13 protein-coding genes are annotated in these 15725 nt (G+C 61.8%); 4 read left to right on the top strand and 9 right to left on the bottom strand.

All coding sequences use genetic code 11. The features are described 5' to 3' along the window. Positions 1–88: 88 nt before the first annotated feature. On the top strand, positions 89–1585 hold the full coding sequence (locus tag HV670_RS19930) for an FAD/NAD(P)-binding protein (protein ID WP_175106597.1): 1497 nt from the start codon (positions 89–91) through the stop codon (positions 1583–1585). 116 nt (positions 1586–1701) lie between these two features. Beyond that, the gene (locus HV670_RS19925) at positions 1702–2004 is read left to right on the top strand and encodes a hypothetical protein (RefSeq protein ID WP_175106596.1); all 303 of its coding nucleotides are present in this window, start codon (positions 1702–1704) and stop codon (positions 2002–2004) included. Positions 2005–2023: 19 nt separating this feature from the next. On the opposite strand, the gene HV670_RS19920 is transcribed toward HV670_RS19925, so the two are convergent. The 3 genes from HV670_RS19920 to HV670_RS19910 form a co-directional block, all read right to left on the bottom strand. Next, the gene (locus HV670_RS19920; protein WP_175106595.1) at positions 2024–3187 is read right to left on the bottom strand and encodes a hybrid sensor histidine kinase/response regulator; all 1164 of its coding nucleotides are present in this window, start codon (positions 3185–3187) and stop codon (positions 2024–2026) included. After that, positions 3174–4493 (bottom strand): RsbRD N-terminal domain-containing protein, encoded by a 1320-nt coding sequence (locus tag HV670_RS19915; protein WP_217478466.1) that lies wholly within the window; start codon positions 4491–4493, stop codon positions 3174–3176. The genes HV670_RS19920 and HV670_RS19915 overlap by 14 nt, the downstream gene beginning before the upstream one ends. A gap of 149 nt (positions 4494–4642) precedes the next feature. Next, positions 4643–6004 carry an MFS transporter gene (locus HV670_RS19910; protein WP_175106593.1) on the bottom strand — a complete coding sequence of 454 codons (1362 nt, stop codon included), beginning with the start codon at positions 6002–6004 and terminating at the stop codon, positions 4643–4645. Positions 6005–6391: 387 nt separating this feature from the next. Between HV670_RS19910 and HV670_RS19905 the strand changes: the two genes are divergently transcribed. After that, positions 6392–7300 carry a ketopantoate reductase family protein gene (locus HV670_RS19905; protein WP_175106592.1) on the top strand — a complete coding sequence of 303 codons (909 nt, stop codon included), beginning with the start codon at positions 6392–6394 and terminating at the stop codon, positions 7298–7300. A 309-nt stretch (positions 7301–7609) separates the two neighbouring features. Continuing rightward, entirely contained in the window at positions 7610–8977 is a 1368-nt protein-coding gene (locus HV670_RS19900; protein ID WP_175106591.1) for a tetratricopeptide repeat protein, read from the top strand. Positions 8978–9035: 58 nt separating this feature from the next. On the opposite strand, the gene HV670_RS19895 is transcribed toward HV670_RS19900, so the two are convergent. The 6 genes from HV670_RS19895 to HV670_RS19875 all read right to left on the bottom strand — a co-directional run bounded on the left by HV670_RS19895 (position 9036) and on the right by HV670_RS19875 (position 15679). Then, positions 9036–10766: an IlvD/Edd family dehydratase gene (locus HV670_RS19895; protein WP_175106590.1), complete on the bottom strand. Its 1731-nt coding sequence runs from the start codon at positions 10764–10766 to the stop codon at positions 9036–9038. Between the two features lie 75 nt (positions 10767–10841). Continuing rightward, the gene (locus tag HV670_RS19890) at positions 10842–11021 is read right to left on the bottom strand and encodes a hypothetical protein (RefSeq protein ID WP_175106589.1); all 180 of its coding nucleotides are present in this window, start codon (positions 11019–11021) and stop codon (positions 10842–10844) included. 29 nt (positions 11022–11050) lie between these two features. Further along, positions 11051–12796, bottom strand: a complete 1746-nt coding sequence (locus HV670_RS19885; protein ID WP_425511445.1) for an FAD-dependent oxidoreductase — start codon at positions 12794–12796, stop codon at positions 11051–11053. Between the two features lie 188 nt (positions 12797–12984). Beyond that, positions 12985–13473 carry an MFS transporter gene (locus HV670_RS19880; RefSeq protein WP_246257734.1) on the bottom strand — a complete coding sequence of 163 codons (489 nt, stop codon included), beginning with the start codon at positions 13471–13473 and terminating at the stop codon, positions 12985–12987. A gap of 60 nt (positions 13474–13533) precedes the next feature. Next, positions 13534–13656 (bottom strand): hypothetical protein, encoded by a 123-nt coding sequence (locus HV670_RS31885; RefSeq protein ID WP_281362429.1) that lies wholly within the window; start codon positions 13654–13656, stop codon positions 13534–13536. Between the two features lie 358 nt (positions 13657–14014). Further along, positions 14015–15679: a methyl-accepting chemotaxis protein gene (locus HV670_RS19875; RefSeq protein WP_175106588.1), complete on the bottom strand. Its 1665-nt coding sequence runs from the start codon at positions 15677–15679 to the stop codon at positions 14015–14017. Between the last annotated feature and the right edge of the window lie 46 nt (positions 15680–15725).

Genomic DNA, 15725 nt, shown 5'->3' with positions numbered 1-15725 from the left:
ATATCACAATATATTGAGAGACTCCGATTGACCGGCACGGAGGCGATTGATCATCATATCGAGTTGCATCCAGCATAGTGAAAGCACCATGAAACCCTCCACGAGCCCTACCATCGCCGTAGCCGAGACCACCGATCCGCTGCGGATCGCCGTAATCGGCGGCGGCTTCACGGGACTCGCTTTCGTGATCCATGCGATCCGCGCAAGCCAGAAAGTCCGCGATGGCGTCACGCCTCCACGGCTCCAGTTCGAGTTGATCGAGCGCAATGCCGAACTCGGCCGCGGCATTGCTTACAGCACCCGCGACCCGCTGCACCGGATGAATGTCCCGAGCGACCGCATGAGCCTGTTCGGTAGCGATCGAGCCCACGCGACACGCTGGCTGATCGAGCACGACACGCTCGATTCCGGTTGTACGGATCAAAATGGGGCTCACTACGTGTCGCGTGAGCACTATGGGACTTATGTCCTCGCGACACTGCGCGACGCGCTCGCCGCGGCGGGAGATCGCGTCAGCTTCAACCACCGGCAAGCGTCCGCGTCGGCGATCCGTGCAAACACATCGGGGCATGAGGTGGCGCTCGACAATGGCATCGCCCTCGCGGCCGATCGTGTTGCACTCTGCATCGGCCACGCGCCCCCTGCTCTACCCTGCGCCGTGTCCGAAAGCGCATTGCGCGACCCCGCGCTCATCGCCAATCCATGGGCACTTGACGCGTTTAAAACCATTGCGCCCGACGCATCGGTCCTGATCGTCGGTACCGGCTTGACCATGGCCGATTGCGCGGTCAGCCTGCTGGCGCGCAACCACCGTGGACCGATCACGGCGATTTCGCGACGCGGACTGCTGGCCCAGCCCCACGGCATTTTTTCAGACGCGGCCGACTTTCTCGATGAAGCGCCGCCTCCGCAGACCGCGCGACGGCTGTTGCGCATGCTTCGAGACCGGATTGCCCGCGATGAGAACCGCATCGGCTGGCAGCCGGCAGTCGACGCGCTGCGTTTCGATCTTCCCCGGATCTGGGGTGCACTCCCTCAGCGGGAAAAACAGCGTGTCATCAAGCGGCTGCTTCCGTTCTGGGATGTCCATCGCTTTCGTGTCGCCCCGCAAGTCCACGCGGCGCTTCAGGAAGCGATCGATTCAGGGCGTATCGCCATCGAGACGCTTGGGATCGCCGGCATCGAGCGCACGGATGGCGGTTTGCTTGCAACACTGCGGCAACCAGGCGGCCAGATCGAGCGGCGCACCTTCGAGCGCATCGTGTTTTGCACGGGGCCCGCGCGCAATATCGCGGCCGATCCGCTGGTACGCTCGCTGCTCGATGCAGGCCGCGCACGACTCGACGAGACGGGGTTCGGGCTCGATGTCGACGTTCGCAGCAGGATCAGGAATCGCGACGGCGAACTCGTACCGGGGCTCTTCGCATTCGGTCCGATCACGCGGGGCACGTTTGGAGAAATGACCGGCGCACCCGATATCGCAAAGTATCTTGAGAATCTCTTCATCCAGGCGGGAGAGGACATGTTCGGCAGGCCTGCGCCCCTACGCGCCATGTCAGCCTCGAGGGCGGTTGGCGAGTCCTGATCGTCATTCCGCCCGGCACGGCGGCCCACCGGCGTACCCGGCTTGCATCCGAGCCGAGGTACGCGGATTGCTACCTTTAGCCATCCACCTCACACGGCGCCGCCGCAGGAGTGCATATGAATATCGATCATTTCATCCTCATCCGCGCCCTACCCGCCGGCCTGCTATCGGCTGCACTGGTCGTGGCCTCGTTCAACGTGCACGCGCAATCGATCGGCAAGGTGGTGCTGGTATCCGACAGCGGTGCTTCATCGACCAGTACAGGAAACACCAGCGGGACAGCGGGGGGCGCCACCGGTAGCACGGTCGGCGGTGGCTCGACTCAGGGCGGCACCAACGAGGGCGGAGACAAAGGAACGGGCGGGGGCAGAGGAGCGGGCTCCGCCGGTTCGACTCCGCGGGACACCGGCGGTTACTGAAGCGCGGGCCCCCTCCACGTCAGCGTTCAGGCGAATTCCCGGGTTCCAGGCCTTTTTCAGGCAGGACGAGTGCCCTTTCGAGCACATCGAGCGCCACGGGCTTCACGAGGTATTCGTCAAAGCCTGCCGATTGCCCACGAGCACGGGCACGCGCGGAACCAAAGGCCGTGAGCGCCACGATGCGCAGTCTCTCGTGCCCGACTCGTGCGCGCAGGCGCCGGGCGACCTCATAGCCGCTCAAATCAGGCAGGTCGATATCCAGCAGGACGACGGCCGGATCAAATGCCGTGACCGCATAGAGCGCATCGTTCGCGGTATGGGCCTGCTTTACCACATGCCCCTCGAGCGACAGCAGCGTGCAGAGCGCCTCGGCGGCATCGGCGTTGTCATCGACGATCAAGATGCGTGTGGACGCCGTCTTGTGCATGCTCGGAAAACGCGACACGAGCGCCTCCGGCGGCGGCGTGCTCGTGGGCAGCCTCACGAGGAACGTGCTGCCGCGGCCGATGCCCTGGCTCGCGGCGGTGATGGTGCCACCATGCAACTCGACAAGGCTGCGCGTGATGGCGAGCCCCACACCCAGGCGGTTGGCGTGAGTTTCAGCGCCGAAGGTCGCTGCGGAAAAGACATTGAATATATGCGCGATCGCCTCGGGTGCAATCCCCACGCCATTGTCCCTGACGCGAATCATCAGCGCATCGCCTTGCCGATCGATGGTCAGTTCGACCGTGCCGCCTTCCAGCGCATGCGTGACGGCATTGTCCAGCAGGTTATCCATCACTTGCCGAAGCCTTACCGGATCGCATTCCATGCGGATGCTGCCGGCCGGCAACTGCGCGACGAGATGCTGACGCAGCGCATCGATGCGAGGTTGAAACGCCTCGAGCGCTTCGCGGCCGATCTCGGCGATGTCGACCCATTGTTTGCGCAATGTGACCTGCTGCCGCTGCACACGCGCGCCGTCGACCAGTTCTTCGACCAGCCGCGCAAGATGCGCGACATGGCGATCGATCACATCGAGCCATTTGCCCTGCCGCTCGTCGCCGGACAACATGCGCAGCACATTCGCCGCATGCCCGATGGGGGCAAGCGGATTGCGCAGCTCATGGGCGAGCAACGACAGGAATTCCGCAGTGGGATCCTCGCTGCCGGGCAGGCGCTGCAAGCTTTTATCGGCCGACATTTGCAAATATTCCTCGCCTTGCACGAAACATTAATATCGGATCGTTCCGCACCCTCTTCCATGGAAGCGACAAACCGCCCTCCCGGTCTGGTTCGCCGTCAGTGCTTTTCATTGCCGTTGCGGGCTCCGGCGGGCCGGAATAGGCGGGCCGTCCAGAGCGGCAAAGTCGCTTCGCAGAGCGCGCCGTGGCGCCCGGTCGAGATCGCCCTGACCGTCCCGCCAAGCAAGGACGCGATGCCTTCGCCACATCGATGCCCAATCCCGCCTGCTTGCTCTCATGCGGCTCAGCGTCACTATCTGCACTTAAATATGCAAGCGCCGTGCCAACATGAGATGCTTCGATGCGCCAGCGATCGTCCGCGCCACGGGAAAATGAAAACGTGACTCTCCCTGTCCGCGCCCGGCTCAACGCATACCGGAGCAGATTGGCCGCAATTTGCCTCAGGAGTTCCGGATCACTGACTACCTCCCCGAGCCCCGCATCGAAACTGCCTTCAAGCGTGAGTCCGCCGGCGGCGGCCCGTGCCGAGAAATCCTGCAGCAGTTCATCGAACAAAGGCCGCAAGGTCGTTCGTTTTGCAACGACCTCGACATCTCCCGAGAGGACCGCCGCGTACTTGCGCAACAGGGCGGCGAATGCATCCAGATCGGCGAGATGGTGCTGGACGAGGACGGGTAAGGCTGGGCTCTCGACCGCCCCATCGCGCAACAGCGGCCGGGCGATCAGGTGCAACTCTTCTGCCACGGCGGACGGCAAAAGCGCGCGGGAGGCGGCGAGATCGGCGAGCCGGCCGTTGCCGATCCGCAGTTGCGCATTGGCCTCTTCGAGTTGCCGCTGATAGTCGGTGTCCCGTGCGTGCTGTTCCCCGATGAACTGCTTGACCGAGGTGCGTGTGACGAAACTGAAGAACTCTTCCACCAGGGTGCGCGCGCCCTCTTCGGCGATGGCATCCGCTTTTCGAGATACGGCGCCGACCTCGGACAGCACGATCCGCCGCAAGACGTCGAGTTCGCGCAGCAGTGCGTCGAGCTGGTATCCCTGCTCCCAGCGGTGCTGCCCATGCTCCTGCGCATCTTCCCGGGCCTCACCCGCGAGCGCATTGGCATCCCGCCAGCGCAGGAACTGGCACAGATCTCGAAACACACTCGGAAGGTGGTCGAGCAGCTGCGTATGAGTCAGTTGATCAGTGGCCTCGATGTCCGCATCGGCCTCGACGGTGCGCAGCCAGCGCTGCGCAATGGCCTCACGTTGTGCGGCAAGGTGATCCGCTACGAGCACCATGGAAAATTGCGCGGCGTCCGTCATCGCATTGACTTCCCATCTCAAGCCAACATGCCGAAAGCGGGCACGCGCCACTTCGAGGAAAATACAGTGTAAGCGTTACGATGAAAGCGGGCGCCGATCTCCGGGATCGGCCGCCAGCCGGCGCGCACCGGGCTCTCCCGGCGCGCGTCTCAGTGAACCAGCGCCTCGCCCTCGTCCCGATTGACGGTAACGTCCTGCGGACGATTGATCTGCTTGACGATCAATGCAATGCACGAAACCAGTCCGGCAATCGCGACGACCGCGAAGATGCCCGCAAACGAGAAATGCCGGCGCTCGAGTTCGGCGACGAGGAACGATCCGCCAATGCCTCCAAAGCGGCCGATGCCGAGCATCCATGCCACACCCGTCCCCCGCCCCTGTGTCGGATAGAAAGCAGCGGCCAGCGCGGGCATCGACGATTGCGCGGTATTCATCAGCACCCCTGCGGCAAACACGACGAGCATCAGCAAGCCGACGTTACCGACCGCCTGGCCGATCGCATACACGCTGATGGCGGTGAGCGCATAGCAGGCTGCGACGACCTTAGTGGCGTTGAATCGATCCATCAGCACGCCGCACAGCACGGCTCCGACGCCACCGAGCGGGAACAGCGCCGAAACCCGCGTGGCAAGCTGCGGCGTCAGGCCGGCTTCCTTGAGCAGGATCGGCATCCAGTTGATCGATGCGTAGAAGATGACGAGACCCATGAAGTAGGCGAGCCACAGCATGACCGAACCGACAATGTAGGGACGCGAAAGCATCAGTTGAATGCCTTGCTTGCCCTGTACCGCCGGCGCCTGCTCCGTCATGAAAAACGAACCCGCGGTGGCTGCCCGGGAAGACATGCGCATGAGCACCGCGCGTATTTGTTCGACCGGTTTGCGCTTGGCCACCATATAGCGAACCGACTCGGGCATATTGAAAAAAAGCAGTATCGCCAGCAACAGCGGCGCCGCGCCGCCGAACACCAGCACGCTGCGCCAGCCGAACGTGGGAATCAGCCACGCAGCGAGAAAGCCCCCGGCGGCCGCACCCAGCGGGAAGGCGCAGAACATCAGGTTGACGATCGTCGCCCGGCGGCTGTCGGGGCAGTATTCGCTCATCATCGTGACCGCGTTGGGCATCGCCGCGCCGAGTCCGATCCCGGTGACGAAGCGAAGCACCGTCAATTCAGACAGGTCCACCGAAAAGGCCGATGCCAGGCATGCGACACCGAAAACCAGCAGCGACAGGATGAGCAGCAGACGACGGCCGAGACGATCGGAAAGCGAGCCCGAGATGAGTGCTCCACAAGCGAGCCCGAACAATGCCGCACTCAAGACCGGAGCCAGCGCGGGCCGGCTGATATGCCATTCGGTGATCAGCGAGGGCGCGAGAAAGCCGATTGCCGCGGTATCGAAGCCATCGAGCAGAACGATCCCGAAACACATTGCGAAAATGAGCCACTGGAAGCCGCGAAACGGGCTTTCGTTGATGAACGTCTGAACGTTCACAGCCGGGTTTTCACTCATGGAGTTTTCCCTCGCATCGAACGAGGGGCATACGGCGGGAATGGCGCATTGCTTGTCTCCTGGCGAATTTAGTTGTGGCCGGTAGTCTGGCCTTGGGCACCAACTCGCACAATGCAATATTGAGCATACACAGTATGCGATAAAGCGATATTGGTCCGGCATTTGCCATAGGGACCTGTTTCAAGCGTGAGCGGCACGGACACGGCATAATATTCGGCTGTGCGTCTCGTGCTGCATCATTCGCTGCACGCCACCTTTCTGGCCGTGTTCGCGATCTCGGCCGCGATCCTGCTGACGGCGAGACTCGTCCCCTAAGTCTCGATGAAGCCGATGCGCCCAGTGTCTGCGCACGAGGCGCTTGAATAGATCGATCAGGAGAATCCCCCTATGAAAATCGCCGTGATGGGCGCGGGCGCGGTCGGCTGCTATTACGGCGGCATGCTGGCGCGTGGAGGACATGAGGTCGTGTTGATCGCTCGCCCGCAGCATGTCGAAGCGATCAAGCGCGACGGCTTGCGGCTGGAAACCCGAAGCTTCGACGAACACGTACGTCTGTCGGCCAGTAGCGAGGCGAGTGCGGTCGAAGGCGCGAACGTGGTGCTCTTCTGCGTGAAGTCCAACGATACGGAAAGCGCCGCGGCCGGCCTCGGGAAATACCTCGGGCCGAGCGCGCTGGTGTTGACACTACAGAACGGCGTCGAGAACGCCGATCTGCTGCGCACGCTGATACCACAGGAGGTCGCGGCCACCGTGGTGTATGTCGCGGCGGAGATGGCGGGTCCCGGTCACGTCCTGCATCATGGACGGGGCGACCTGATCATCGAACCCTCGCGCTCGAGTGAAGACATTGCCCGCCGCTTCAGTGCCGCGGGTGTGCCCACAGAGATCTCGGACAATGTTCGCGGAGCGCTCTGGGCCAAGCTGATCCTCAACTGCGCTTACAACGCGCTCTCCGCGATTGCGCATCTGCCTTACGGCAAACTCGTGCAAGGCGTCGGTGTTCCCCCAATCATGCATGACGTCGTGGACGAATGTCTCGCCGTTGCCAAGGCGGACGGCGTCTCCATTCCAGGAGATCCCCATGAGGCGGTACGCCGGCTTGCAGCAAGCATGTCGTCACAGTACTCGTCCACCGCGCAGGACCTCTCGCGCGGCAAGCGCACGGAAATCGATCATCTCAATGGCCTGATCGTACGTCGCGGCGAAGCGCTGGGCGTTCCGACACCGGTCAACCGCGTGCTCCATACGCTCGTGAAGCTGATCGAAGGTAAGCGGGCTGGCACGGCCCAATCCTGAAGGCGACGCGTCAAGCATTGCAAGCACGTCGATGGAATTGACGATTCGATCCCAACAGTCAATATGCGTGTGCCACGATATCGGCGACTTTCAATGCTTGCGATTATTACCCAGGTAAGATTAGTAACCGTCCGTATTACAGATGGCGTTTCTTGCGTGCTATCTTCTGATATGTTTCATTCGCCCGGCTAGTCTCCATACGGGTACGCCGCAGCCTTTCGGGGCCGACAGGCACAGTTCAGAACCTTTACTCCAACAAGCCTCGTGGACCGCTCAGCGCGGCGCCTCTGGCTTGCACCGTTCCCTATCATGTCCATCGATCTTCTCGTTGATCAGGCTTCCTCGCATCATCGCGAAGGACGCTTCGATCTCGCCGAAACTCAATATCGCGAAGTGATCGATACGGAGCCGGATCACTGGGGTGCCGGCTTCGGACTCGCGCAGTTGCTGATTCGAATCAACCGTTTCGACGATGCCATCCGCTGGCTTACCTGGCTTCTGCATAACACGCACGACGGCGCGTCGGTCCATCGGCAGCTTGGTCTTGCCCACGCCTGCAAAAACCAGCTGGATATCGCGCTCAGACATTTCCAGAAAGTCCTCGACCTGGAACCTGACAACCCCGCCACCTTGCACGTCATCGCCAATTTCCAGCAGGAGCTCGGTCGGGATGAGGACGCCAAGGCCACCTTTCGCCGCGCGCTGGAATTGAAGCCGCTGATCACGATCCCGGCGGTCCAGGCTCCGCCCGATTTCCGTGCCTTGTTCGTCTTTGCACCGGGTGGGGGCAATACGCCCTTCACCTACCTCGTCGAGCAGGCGGGGTTCGAAAGCAACGTCGTCAGTTTGCTGGCGGACTTTGACTACGATATCGAGGGATTGCGCAGCCATGCAGACGTGGTGATCAATCTCATTGCCGACGTCGATCAGAGTCAGGCCTTGCTTGGACCCGCGCAAGCCCTGATCGAGCGCATTGGCAAGCCTGTCGTCAATCATCCGCGACTGATCGCCGACACGAGCCGCGATTCGATCGCGCGGCGTCTGGCCGGAACACCGCACTGTCACGTTCCGCAAACGCGGTTCTTTTCCGCGGCCGAGTTGGAAGCGGTGCGCTCCGGCGACGTGCAACCGCCTTTGTCGTTCCCGCTGCTGGCGCGCCCGGCCGGCACGCATGGCGGCAAGGACTTCGTGAAAGCGGATAACCCGTCACGGCTAGATGCATTCCTGACCCGGCATGGCCAGTGCGGGCACTATCTGACGCCGTATGTGGACTACCGTTCGAATAACGGGTACTTCCGCAAGTATCGATTCATCTTCGTCAACAACGAGATCCTGCCGTACCACCTTGCCATCGGCGACGGATGGAAAGTCCACCACGCCACCACCAATATGGCCAACCGTTCCTGGATGCAGGCCGAGGAACAACGGTTTCTCGAAGACCCGTGGCAAGTCTTTGGCGCATCACAACAAGCGGCACTACAGTCGATGCGGGACGTGATCGGACTGGACTACTTCGGCATCGATTGCGGACTCGATCGTGAAGGTGTCGTTGTCATGTTCGAGGTCAATGCGTGCATGCTGGTTCATGGGAACAACGACGCCTTCGGCTACAAGACAGTCGCCGTGGAACGCATCAAGCGGGCATTTCACTCCATGCTGGAAGGCCGTTCGAAGTAGCGCTCTCGCCGGCTCATGCACACCCTGCGGCCGAGTCTTCGTCGACCCGCCGCAGCGCTCAATCCATCTTCGGCGTGACGCCCGTCGATACCTCCGCGCGCAGGAAATCGAAATCGACGCCCTGGTCAGCCTGTGTCACGGTTTCGAGGAACAACTTCCGATAACCGCGCCCTGCCCTGGGCTCGTGCACGGGGTTCTCGCGCGCACGCTGCGCAAGTTCCTCGTCGGAGATCAACAATGAAATCTCACGCGCGGCCACGCTCAGCCGGATCCGGTCACCGTTGCGCACATGGGCAAGCGGACCACCGACCGCCGCCTCAGGGGTCACGTGCAGAACGATCGTGCCGAATGCGGTGCCGCTCATGCGGCCGTCGGAGATGCGCACGATGTCCTTGACGCCCGCGCGGCCGAGCTTTTTCGGAATCGGGATGTAACCCGCTTCAGGCATGCCCGGCGCACCCTTCGGCCCGATGTTCTTGAGGACAAGAATATCGTCCGCCGTGACGTCGAGGTCGTCGGAATCGATGCGCTCCGCCATGTCCTCCGCATTCTCGAACACCACCGCCCGCCCTTCGTGTTCCATCAACGCTGAGTTTGCAGCCGATTGCTTGATGATCGCCCCGCGCGGGGCGAGATTGCCTTCGAGCACGGCGATGCCGCCCTGTGGGTAGATCGGACGATCGAATGGCTTGATGACGTCCTGCACGAATCCCGGCCCGCTCGCTTCGAGTTCCTCGCCGAGCGTGCGACCCGTGACCGTCAGCGCATCCAGCTTCAGCAAGGGCTTGAGCTCACGGAGCAAGGCCGCCATGCCACCCGCGTGATGGAAATCTTCCATGTAGTGCTGGCCTGAAGGCTTGAGGTCGACCAGCACCGGCGTCTCGCGGCCCATCCGGTCGAGCGCCTTCAGGTCCACTTCAAGGCCGCAGCGGCCCGCAATCGCGGTCAGGTGAATGATGCCGTTGGTCGAACCGCCGATCGCAAGCAGCACGCGCATCGCGTTGTGAAATGCATCAGGCGTGAGTACCTTGTCGATGGTCAATTGTTGCTGCGCCATCCGCACGGCCTGCATGCCGGTTCGCTCGGCTACGCGCATCCGGTCCGCGGTCACGGCAGGTGGCGATGCGCCGCCGGGTACGGTCATGCCGAGTGCCTCGGCAATGCAGGCCATCGTGCTCGCCGTCCCCATCACGGAACACGTGCCCACGCTCGCAACCAGTTGATCGTTGACGTCGGCGATCTCCTGCTCGTCGATCTCGTCCGCGCGGAACTTGCCCCAATAGCGGCGGCAGTCGGTGCACGCACCCACCCGCTCCGAGCGGTGCGAACCCGTCAGCATCGAACCTGTGATCAACTGGATTGCAGGCAAGCCCGCGGACGCGGCGCCCATCAGTTGCGCGGGCACGGTCTTGTCGCAGCCGCCGATCAGCACGACCGCATCCATGGGCTGCGCGCGCAGCATCTCCTCGGTGTCCATCGACATGAGGTTGCGCAGATACATGCTGGTCGGCGCCGAAAAGCTCTCGTGAATGCTGATGGTCGGAAATTCCATCGGCAGGCCGCCCGCGAGCATCACGCCGCGCTTGACTGCCTCGATCAGTTGCGGCGCATTGCCGTGGCATGGGTTATACGCGCTGCCGGTGTTGACGATGCCGACCACCGGACGCTCGAGCGCGCTGTCGGTGTACCCCGCACCCTTGATGAAGGCCTTGCGCAGGAAGAGCGAAAAGTCATTGTCGCCGTAGTTCGTCAGCCCCTTGCGAAGGCCGAAGCCCGGTTTGTCTGTCATGGTATCGGTTCGCCGCTTCGTCAATGACGCACCCTATCACGGCCCCGTTTGCACATGGGGCCAGCGACTCGGCGCTTACTCAGGCAATCCTTCGCTCGCGTCGCCGATGAGGCGCAGCGCGACGGCTGGGTCGTCGATCGTATCGATCGCGAGCATCGCAAAACGCGCGAGAAACAAGAACGTGCTGGCTTCGCCCAGTTGGGTCATGGTCTTGCACAGTCGGGTATAGACGGCATCGAGGTCGCTGTCGGTCATGGCGTTCTCCTTTATCAGCTTGGTCGTGATCACGGGTTAAGGGCGTGGTGAATGGCTCCCGCAATATCTGTGGCTGCTACTGCGTGCCAGCGCCCCAGTACATGACCGTCCGGACGAACCAGGTACGCGGTGCCACGTTTGGCGCCGTACATGGCAAAGAGCCGACCCGTATGGTCCCAGTTGTGATCGCGTTTAGTCACATGCAGATGCGCGGTCAGGGCAATCATCTTGAATGGCAGCTTCTCGCCTTCAAGCGCTTCTTCGAGCGCAGAAAATTCCTCAGGTACGCGACCGTCCTCGCTGAAATACAAGGCTGTGAAGCAGGGGGAGATAAGGTCTGTCAGGTGAGCCTCCCGCGCGTTGCCACCCTCGACGATCGTCAAGGGGCACTCGGGAAGCACGGCACCTGGCACAGGACCTGCCGTAAACGCGCCCGGCTTTGTTTCCGCAGCGTTTAGCGGCGACGCGATATAGGTGATGGCCGAAGTCTGCCGCGGGTTGATCAACGAACGCAAACGTTCATGCTTGATCGCCAGACTCAACACGGCCTTGCGCATCAGCTCGAAGGCGAATGACGGGGGCGCCATGAATTCGGTACTCTTGGTGCCGTGCCTGAGGTTCTCATGGGCGGCAAAGACGCGCTCGGCCGAATAGCTGTCGAGCAGTTCCTCGGAGGCGATGCCGCGGACCACGAAAGCGAGTTTCCAAGCCAAATTGTCGGCGTCGTCAATGCCTGAGTTTGCGCCGCGCACACCAAAAATCGGGACCAGGTGGGCTGCATCGCCGCCAAACAGAACGCGGTCATGACGATAGCTCTCCAGGGTCAGGGCATTGGCCTTATAGAGGGTGATCCAGATCGGCGCCCAGGTGCCACGCTCGCCCATCATGTCCAGCAGGCTCTGCACTCGCGGCATCACGTTCTCCGGCTTCACGGCCTGTTCGGCGTCTTCGCCGTCACGCAGTTGATAGTCGATGCGCCAGACATTGTCCGGCTGCTTGTGGACCAGGACGGTGGAACCGGGGTTGGACGACGGATCGAAGTAGGCCAGGCGCTCGGTCGGCCGGTCGCTCTCAAGCTCGATATCGACGATCACATAGCGGCCCTCGTAGCTCGTGCCCTTCAACTGCAGACCTAGCGCCTCGCGAATCGTGCTGCGCCCGCCGTCACAGGCGACGACCCAGTCCGTGTTGAGCGAATAGTCGCCTTCGGGGGAGTCAAGTCTAAGTGTGGCGCCGTCTGCGCGCGAATCGATCGCGATGACCCGTGTCTGCCAACGGATGTCAATCAAATCCGCTTTCTTTTCTGCGGCGTCCAGCAGGAATTGCTCGATATGGTATTGGGCGAGGTTCACCATTGGCGGCAGCTTCTGGTTCTCATCCTCCGGCATCTTGAAATGCAGCACTTCGGTGTCGCGGTAGAAGCTGCGCCCACCGGCCCATGGCAGGCCGGTGTTCAAGAATCCTTCCACTGCGCCCAGACGCTCAATGATCTCCAGGCTCCTGCGCGAGATGCAGATGGCACGGCTCCCATGACACACGGAGTCGTCGGCTTCGATCAATACGGAGGGAATGCCATGATTCGCGAGGCCGAGTGCAACAGTCAGGCCGACCGGACCGCCACCAACGATCGTGACCGCGTGTCGCTTTGTCTCGACGCCATTGCCCAACTGCGGGACCTTGGAGGCGTATTTTTTCGCAGTAAAGGGATAGGCTTTAAATTCCATCATTTGCTCCTTAACCAATTCTTCAACGAAGTGTGGCTGGGGACCGGGCATGGCCCGTCCTTCGTTGTTCGCCACTTCGCCACAGTTTGAGGTGCACAACCCGCGCGACGAGCATCGTCTAACTCACGCTGCCTGAAGGTTAGGCGCGGCGTTGGCGGGGCGACCCGATCGGCGGCACTACCACTACGATGGCGCCGATCACGAGCAGTGCCGCTGCATAGAGCAACCCGGCCGAGAAACTATGCGTGAGGTCTTTCAGCCAGCCCACCACTAGTGGATTCAAAGCTGAGCCGATGTTGCCAGTGGCATTGATCACCGCGATGCCGACCGCGCGGGCTCGGAAGCTCAGCGCATGATCGGGCGTCGTCCAGAAGATCGACATGGCGGTGTACGAACCTGCCGATGCCAGGCAGTAGGGCGTTGGCTCTGGCGCGATACTTACTGGGAAACCAGTAGGTCATGTAGAGCAGAATGCCCGGCAGAAAGCCGGCCTCGGTCACGCCGACCAACACGCGCAGCAGGTATAAGGTGCCCGGACTGCTCGCGAACAGGGTCGCCGTAGACGCCATGTCCCAGGCGATCATGATGGTCCCGATCCATCTCCTCGCACCAATACGCGCCAAGGCGATATTGCTCGGAATGCCAAAAGCGATGTAGGCGATGTAAAACAACGTCGTGGCCAGACCGAACTGGGTCCCCGAAAGCCCCAGGTCCTTAATCATCGTCAGCCCGGCGAATCCGATATTGATCCGATCCAGAAACGAGACGAAGAAGAGAATGAAGAGGAATTACAGTAGGTGTCGCGAGACCTTTGCGATGACGTGCTTTTCTTGCGCGGTGGGGTCCGGCCCGGCGTCATTCGAAGTCTGTTCGCGCAACGGGTCGCGCTCGGCCCATGGGGTCGTTTCCATGTGTGTTGTCTCCACGATGTAGGGCTATGTCGAGCGCCAGAGCGCTCAATGCAATCAGGTCAGGTCCGTGCGGGAGGCGAGGTGGGGCGATGGCTGAAGTATGGAGTGCCGCCAATTGGCGATGTCCCCACCGGGGATGAGGTCAGGAGCGTGGTTTGACATGGTCGGTGTCTCCCAGGACATCTGCGCCGTTGTGCTCTTTGTCGTGGTGCGTCATCACACGTGGCGATAGCCCCCGCGAAACCGCTTACGCGGTCGAGATGCTTTCGCCGAACACACGCGATGCTCTACCGACCCATCACCCGTGATATGCGTAGCCTCTGAAGGCTGTCTCATTCTTCAGCCTCGGCGGCTTGCGTCACACGGATGGATGCGGTGCAGGTCCCTTCATGGCCGCTGTGGCGGGTGCCCGAAGGCGCGCCCGAGCCGCCGCCGTGTGCGTTTGCGCGACAGAACGGCTGACGTCGGCGTCAAGTGAGGCGCCCAGCCTGAACATCGAAACGGACGCTTTCAGATCGCCTGCCTGCGACTCGAGCGAGCTGGCAGCCGCCGCCGCCTGCTCGACCAGCGCCGCGTTCTGCTGCGTGACGACATCCATCTGCGTGACGGCTTGGTTGACCTGGCCGATGCCCTTGCTTTGTTCCCGCGAGGCGGCGGTGATCTCCCCCATGATGTCGGTCACGCGCCTGATCTCGTGCGTGATCTCGCGCATCTTCGCACCCGCTTCCCGTACATGACCGGCACCTGCCTGCACGCGCTGCACGGAATCTTGGATCAACTCCTTGATTTCCTTCGCGGCCGTCGAGGAGCGCTGTGCCAGCGAACGCACTTCCGAGGCCACCACTGCGAAGCCTCGCCCCTGCTCACCCGCCCGCGCCGCTTCGACCGCTGCGTTCAATGCAAGGATATTGGTCTGGAACGCGATGCCCTCGATGATGCCGACAATATTGGCGATCTTGTCCGAGCTGGCGTTGATGCCCTCCATGGTTTCGACCACGCGCGACACCACCGTGCCCCCCTGCTCCGCCACCTGGGAAGCCTGCGCAGCGAGCTGGTTAGCCTGACTGGCATTGTCGGTATTCTGGCTAACCGTCGAGGTCAGTTGCTCCATGCTCGACGCCGTTTCCTCGAGCGAGGCGGCCTGCTCTTCGGTGCGCTGTGACAGGTCCTGGTTTCCCGCGGCTATCTGGTGCGTGGCGGTAGCGATCGAGTCGGCGGATAGTTTGATCGTGCCAATCGTTTGTGCGAGCTGCTCCTGCATACGCTTCATCGAAAACAGCAGGCTCGAGCGGTCATCTGGTGCCGTCTTCACCATGGCAGTCAGATCGTTATTGGCAATCTGGTTGGCAATCTCGGCGGCATAGGACGGCTCGCCGCCCAGCGAGCGGAAGATGCCCCGATTGAGCAGCACAACGATAGTCGACAGGGCACCGGCCAGCACCACCAGAATCCCGAGGCTCTGATACAGCGTCGAGCGGAATGCCGCATCGATGTCGTCGACATAGGCCCCCGTGTTGATAATCCAGTCCCACGGCTGATAGGACACGTTGTAGGTAATCTTCGGGGAGGCTTCGGTTGCTCCTGGTTTCGGAAACGCGTACGCGGTAAAGCCCTGACCGTCACGCTTGATAACAGCGCCCATATCCCTGAAGACGTAGACGCCGTTCGGGTCCTTGTAGTCGCTGACGTCCTTGCCATTCATTTGCGGTTGCATCGGTTGCATCACAACGCGCAATTGCGAACTCAAGATCGCGAAGTAACCGCCTTGGCCGTACCGCATGTTCCGGATGCTGTCCATGGCCAGCTTTCGGGCTTGCTCCACGGGCATGGCGCCCGCGGCCGCCTGATCGCCAAAGGTCTTGACGACACTTAGTGCAACCTCCGACGCATGTTTCAGGTCCGCCTTGCGCTCGTCCAGACGCATTTCTCGAGTCTGGTAAGCGTTATAGATCGATATTCCAGCGAGACACAGCAGGCTCAGGATCAGTGGCAGCCAGAGCTTTTGGACGAAAGACAGCTTCATATGTTTGCAAACCTTTCAGCGTGAGAGCAATCAGCAGATAAAATTG

The sequence above is a fragment of the Pararobbsia alpina genome (assembly GCF_902859895.1).
In the GTDB taxonomy this organism is placed as follows: Bacteria; Pseudomonadota; Gammaproteobacteria; order Burkholderiales; family Burkholderiaceae; genus Pararobbsia; species Pararobbsia alpina.
The sequence above is the reverse complement of the archived record's forward strand: the minus strand, read 5'-3'. Positions and strand labels throughout refer to the sequence as shown.

Excerpts from the sequence above, each read along its gene's own strand:
- HV670_RS19930 (WP_175106597.1), top strand. The coding sequence starts at position 89 with ATGAAACCCTCCACGAGCCCTACCATCGCCGTAGCCGAGACCACCGAT.
- HV670_RS19925 (WP_175106596.1), top strand. The coding sequence starts at position 1,702 with ATGAATATCGATCATTTCATCCTCATCCGCGCCCTACCCGCCGGCCTG.
- HV670_RS19920 (WP_175106595.1), bottom strand. The coding sequence starts at position 3,187 with ATGTCGGCCGATAAAAGCTTGCAGCGCCTGCCCGGCAGCGAGGATCCC.
- HV670_RS19915 (WP_217478466.1), bottom strand. The coding sequence starts at position 4,493 with ATGACGGACGCCGCGCAATTTTCCATGGTGCTCGTAGCGGATCACCTT.
- HV670_RS19910 (WP_175106593.1), bottom strand. The coding sequence starts at position 6,004 with ATGAGTGAAAACCCGGCTGTGAACGTTCAGACGTTCATCAACGAAAGC.
- HV670_RS19905 (WP_175106592.1), top strand. The coding sequence starts at position 6,392 with ATGAAAATCGCCGTGATGGGCGCGGGCGCGGTCGGCTGCTATTACGGC.
- HV670_RS19900 (WP_175106591.1), top strand. The coding sequence starts at position 7,610 with ATGTCCATCGATCTTCTCGTTGATCAGGCTTCCTCGCATCATCGCGAA.
- HV670_RS19895 (WP_175106590.1), bottom strand. The coding sequence starts at position 10,766 with ATGACAGACAAACCGGGCTTCGGCCTTCGCAAGGGGCTGACGAACTAC.
- HV670_RS19890 (WP_175106589.1), bottom strand. The coding sequence starts at position 11,021 with ATGACCGACAGCGACCTCGATGCCGTCTATACCCGACTGTGCAAGACC.
- HV670_RS19885 (WP_425511445.1), bottom strand. The coding sequence starts at position 12,796 with ATGCCCGGTCCCCAGCCACACTTCGTTGAAGAATTGGTTAAGGAGCAA.
- HV670_RS31885 (WP_281362429.1), bottom strand. The coding sequence starts at position 13,656 with ATGGAAACGACCCCATGGGCCGAGCGCGACCCGTTGCGCGAACAGACT.
- HV670_RS19875 (WP_175106588.1), bottom strand. The coding sequence starts at position 15,679 with ATGAAGCTGTCTTTCGTCCAAAAGCTCTGGCTGCCACTGATCCTGAGC.